We start from the raw sequence: 4,858 nt of genomic DNA, 5'->3' as shown, positions 1-4,858 counted from the left end.
ATAATTCAAGTGAATTTGTTTGAAAGAAGAACTTTAAAAGCTTTATTTTCACCCGATAAAATACCCATAAAACAAGAGGAAGCTCAAATGAGCTTCCTCTTGTGAAAAATTGTGGGACAGCAATGACCCGTAGGTTGCTTTTAACTGTATTTATTCATCCAGCTTATTGATCAATAATGTCCGTTCCCTTTGGCGGGGTAAAGTTAAAGGTGGAGGCCGGAATACTGCTATTCACTTTTACATTATTAAAGCGAATATGGGTCGTCTGTCCTAAAGAGTCCTGTAAAATCATCAGAGTAGGTGCTTTATTCGCGCCAAAACTGATGGTCAGACTTTCAAAGACACCATCGGTATTTTTGGGATACAGCGTATAATAAGTCTTGCCTTTGTTCGGCTGGGTCACACGATAAGACTGCATGATCTGATTGGTATTACCGGACAATAATAATGCAGGCGTGTTTGCTACCTGTTCATCCAGACTCTGACGTACTGCTTGTTGCAGGTCGGGGTCATAAATCCAGACGGTTTTACCCGTGGTCGCAATGGTCTGTTTCGATGGGCTTGACGTTTCCCAATAGAATTTACCCGGACGTTCTACCTTCATTACCCCTTTAAAGGTCTGATTCATATGCTGCGCGGTCAGCCCTTTATTCTGGGTGGTTTTAGGAGCGGTCAGCTTGGTGGTCTGCTCAAAGTTTGCAGTCAGACTACGAATATTGTTCAGCTGTTTGATCAGGCTGGTAGTGGCCTGTTGCTCCGAAGCCGCTACTGGCGCAGCAAACACGGTTGTACTCATGACCGGCCCTAAAGTGACTGCACCCAAGGCCATCGCACATACGGTTTTACGAAGCATTTGCATAATTTCACCTTTATATTTGCGTCAGCGCAATTTATTCAATGTCTCATCTTAAACGAAAATAAAAAGCTAAAATGATAGAAAATAAGAATTTTTGTATGGTTATTAATTCGAAATTGATTTTTTTGTTCATCATCATGAAGAAAAATTAACAATCACAAAGAAGCTCCTGCTCATTTCGGAGCTTCTTAAAATTCTCGTTATTTTATGAGTCTAGCCGCTATTTCCTTTATCATCCCACAGAAAAGCTCGTGCCAAAATAACCCAATTGATCATAGTGACCAGTTTATAGACATATTAATAGTTTTCAGTTAGACCACTCAAACCGATGATACTTCCCTGCTCACTTCCCCCCATTCCAACACTGATACTCAGCCCAGCATATTGAAACCGACCTCTGTAGGCTGTGTATTACCTTTGAAGCAAGCCTTGATCAAAGTTTTTTCAAAATTTTATTCATATCCCTATTCTATTTTTATACTTTTTGCTTTTAATTACTCACCTTAAAACAGGTAATTCAAGTCACGTTTAATTCTGTATTTAAAACTCTTTTATCATGAATAGTTTCAAATTACGGGTTATTTTTCTTGTAAACTGGTAATTATTGAATGTTAGTTCAGCTGTGTTTAATAGTTCAGTTAACATAAAAAAACCCGCAAAATTTGCGGGTTTTATTTCTATTAAAGCTTAAGCTTCAACAGATACGTAGCGACGACCGAATTGGCCTTTCACTTCGAATTTTACTACGCCATCAGCAGTAGCAAATAAAGTATGGTCACGGCCCATACCTACGTTTACACCAGCATGGAATTCAGTACCACGTTGACGAACGATGATGTTACCTGCAGTTACAGTTTGACCACCGTAAACTTTAACACCTAACATCTTAGGATTCGAATCACGACCGTTCTTAGTCGAACCACCGGCTTTTTTAGTTGCCATGTCTATTTACTCCTAGTAATTAGCCTGAGATACCAGTAATTTTCAACTCGGTGAACCATTGACGGTGACCTTGTTGCTTACGGTAGTGCTTACGACGACGCATTTTAACAATACGGATTTTGTCGTGACGACCATGGCTAACCACTTCTGCAGTTACTTTAGCGCCAGCTACAACTGGAGCACCGATTTGAATGCTCTCACCGTTTACAAGCATAAGTACGTCGTCAAACGTAATCGTTGCACCAGTTTCAGCTTTCAATAATTCAACTTTAAGGGTTTCGCCCTCAACTACACGGTGCTGTTTACCACCGCTTTGGATTACTGCGTACATAATGTACTCCAAATATGCCCGTGTCGTCGTGCCGATAAAGGAATATACCGATCTTAAAACGAACGCCACTGGGGGTTGCACAAGGGCAAGGATTTTAAGGGATATTTAAGAAAACAACAAGCCATTTCAGGCAAATAGTGCGATGTAAACTCACTGAAAATTTTAACAATTTAATTATGCTCATAAAATCAATTACTCATCTACGAGCTAATAAAAAATGATAGCGAAAAACAGTCAACTTTAAGTAATATAGCCAACCTATAAAATTCAAAGACATGCAAAGTCAGGCAAATTTTTTTAGGCAAAAATGCCTGACCCACTCAAAGAAGTACGATAAAAGCTGATTTGTAGTGGAGTTTATGCATTTCTTATGTTTCACTCATGTTATAAATTGTTAAACTACGCGCTGCGATTTACCGAATTAGAGGTTTTCTTTGAAATGACCATCGACTTTAAGCAAGATATTCTCGCTCCTGTGGCTAACGACTTTGCTGCGATGGACACATTTATTAATGAAGGGATTACTTCAAAAGTTGCTTTGGTTATGGCAGTTAGCAAACATGTGGTGGAGGCTGGCGGTAAACGCATGCGCCCGATCATGTGCCTTTTGGCAGCTAAAGCCTGTGGTGCAGAAAACCTGGAACAACACCGCAAACTGGCTGCGATCATTGAAATGCTGCATACCGCCACGCTGGTTCATGATGATGTCGTAGATGAATCTGGCCTGCGCCGTGGCCGACCGACTGCCAATGCCACCTGGGATAACCAGACCGCGGTTCTGGTTGGAGACTTCCTGATTTCACGCGCCTTTGACCTGCTGGTTGATCTGGACAATATGGTTCTGCTCAAGGATTTCTCGACTGGTACCTGTGAAATTGCAGAAGGTGAAGTCCTGCAACTACAGTCTCAGCATCAGCCAGATACCACAGAAAGAACCTATTTAGATATTATTCACGGCAAGACTTCCCGTCTGTTTGAGCTGGCAACCGAAGGTGCAGCCATTCTGGCTGGTCAGTCTGCATTTCGTGAACCTTTGCGGAAATTTGCCGGCCATTTTGGCAATGCCTTCCAAATTATTGACGATATTCTGGATTACACCTCCGATGCTGAAACCTTAGGCAAAAACATTGGCGATGATCTGATGGAGGGCAAACCGACTCTACCACTGATTGCAGCCATGCAGAACACCACTGGCGAAGATCATGAAGTTATTCGCCGTAGTATTGCCACTGGTGGTACTGAACATTTGGCACAGGTGATCAGCATCGTCAACAGTTCAGGAGCACTGGATTATTGCCGCCAGCGTGCGACTGAAGAAACAGAAATTGCAATTTTAGCCTTGAACGCCTTGCCTGACTCAGAGTATCGTCAGGCCCTGATCAATCTGGCCAAACTGGCGCTAAACCGTATTCAATAATGACCTTTCCTGCCTATGCATATTAATTTTGTTGATCTTTTTCAAAGTATGCAGTACCAGCTTGAGCAACCTCAGGTGGTACTGGATGAAAACCTGCTAATCCAGCTTGTAGAGCGTATAAGGCCAGAGGACAGCAGAGATACAGAAGAGATCGAAGCAAAGTTTAATATCTTTATTCGTGCACTGTTATTGACTCCCAATGCAGTATCGACCTTACAGACCTTTACCTTAAGAATTATTAACCGTTACAAGCAGACTAGCCTGTTTTCCGATACTGGCATCCTGTCGCTGGACGGTTTCTGGAACCAGCTGAACCAGCGGATTGGAGCGCATATACTGCCGATCATTCCAGATCATCGAAACCTGCAAGAACTGTTCCGCAAGATCTTTTATTTGCGTACTGACCAATACTGGCTGGATTACTTTGATGAAGCCGACTGGCAGCGACTGTTTTCGGTCATGAATCAGGGACATTCCAATCAGCAGGAAAAAACCCGTATTAAAGATGAAATCATCAAAGCTCTGACTATTCTATCTTACCGGATCAGTGGTATTGGCTTGCATCCAGAATTCATTAATGCCCAACCTGAACTCATGGAATATGAATCACCTTTTCTGGTACAGAACCGTGAGATCAACGAATTTATCCAGGAATATAAAAAACGCTATAACACGGTCAAGCTGGTGGATTCGATTACCCCCCCGGATGCCTCACAAGCGCTGGTGATGCTGGAACAATGTCATGATGTAGTCGCCAAGATTCGCCGTTCTACTAAACGGATTGGAGTCAGTGTCAGCCTGACCTATATGCTGGCCTTACTTGAGCAGTGTCTGGAACGCGTTGAAATTTTGCTCAACATGGTCATGGATGAAGATGACCTGCGTTATCAGTCTATTGGGCTTTTTATTGCAGATATTACCGAAGCCATTTATAGCGAGCGCAGTGTCCGTGCCTTGCTGGCAACCAATAGTGAATTACTGGCCTTACAAGTCACTGAAAATGCCAGCAAGACCGGCGAGCATTATGTCAGTACGGACAAGCAAGGCTTTCTGGGCATGTATAAGTCAGCGGCCGGTGCGGGTGCCATCATTGCCATCATGGCAACGCTCAAAATATTGATGGCCCGGGTCAGTATGGCACCGCTGATGCAAGCTTTTAGCTATAGCATGAACTATTCTTTAGGTAGCCAATATAGCGAAAATTTTAGCCTGATGTTTTTTTAAACATCAGGCTTTTATCTTGCATGAACGCTATTTTTTAAGAAACAGCATATTTTTGCAGTTCTAAAGTTAAAAATAGCTAGTAAAAGCC

Annotated in this window: 4 protein-coding genes and 1 pseudogene; 2 read left to right on the top strand and 3 right to left on the bottom strand. The window is 42.4% G+C overall.

The annotated features are described in order from the left end of the window. Positions 1 to 163: 163 nt before the first annotated feature. The 3 genes from lolA to rplU form a co-directional block, all read right to left on the bottom strand. Entirely contained in the window at positions 164 to 859 is a 696-nt protein-coding gene (lolA, locus tag E2K52_RS13390; protein WP_151205531.1) for an outer membrane lipoprotein chaperone LolA, read from the bottom strand. Between the two features lie 684 nt (positions 860 to 1,543). Next, complete coding sequence (gene rpmA, locus E2K52_RS13385) at positions 1,544 to 1,798, bottom strand: 50S ribosomal protein L27 (protein WP_004814861.1); 255 nt, start codon at positions 1,796 to 1,798, stop codon at positions 1,544 to 1,546. 19 nt (positions 1,799 to 1,817) lie between these two features. Beyond that, positions 1,818 to 2,129: a 50S ribosomal protein L21 gene (gene rplU, locus E2K52_RS13380; protein WP_151205530.1), complete on the bottom strand. Its 312-nt coding sequence runs from the start codon at positions 2,127 to 2,129 to the stop codon at positions 1,818 to 1,820. Between the two features lie 439 nt (positions 2,130 to 2,568). Here rplU and sdsA point away from each other — a divergent pair, with 439 nt between their 5' ends. Together sdsA and E2K52_RS13370 are read left to right on the top strand one after the other, a co-directional pair. Further along, positions 2,569 to 3,546: an All-trans-nonaprenyl-diphosphate synthase gene (sdsA, locus tag E2K52_RS13375; protein ID WP_151205529.1), complete on the top strand. Its 978-nt coding sequence runs from the start codon at positions 2,569 to 2,571 to the stop codon at positions 3,544 to 3,546. Between the two features lie 15 nt (positions 3,547 to 3,561). After that, positions 3,562 to 4,731, top strand: a pseudogene (locus E2K52_RS13370) (recombinase); the annotation flags it as partial. Positions 4,732 to 4,858: the final 127 nt, after the last annotated feature.

Source organism: Acinetobacter sp. RF14B (assembly GCF_006864105.1).
Classification (GTDB): domain Bacteria; phylum Pseudomonadota; class Gammaproteobacteria; order Pseudomonadales; family Moraxellaceae; genus Acinetobacter; species Acinetobacter lwoffii_C.
Note: the sequence above shows the minus strand (reverse complement) of the source record. Positions and strands in the feature narration are given on the sequence as shown.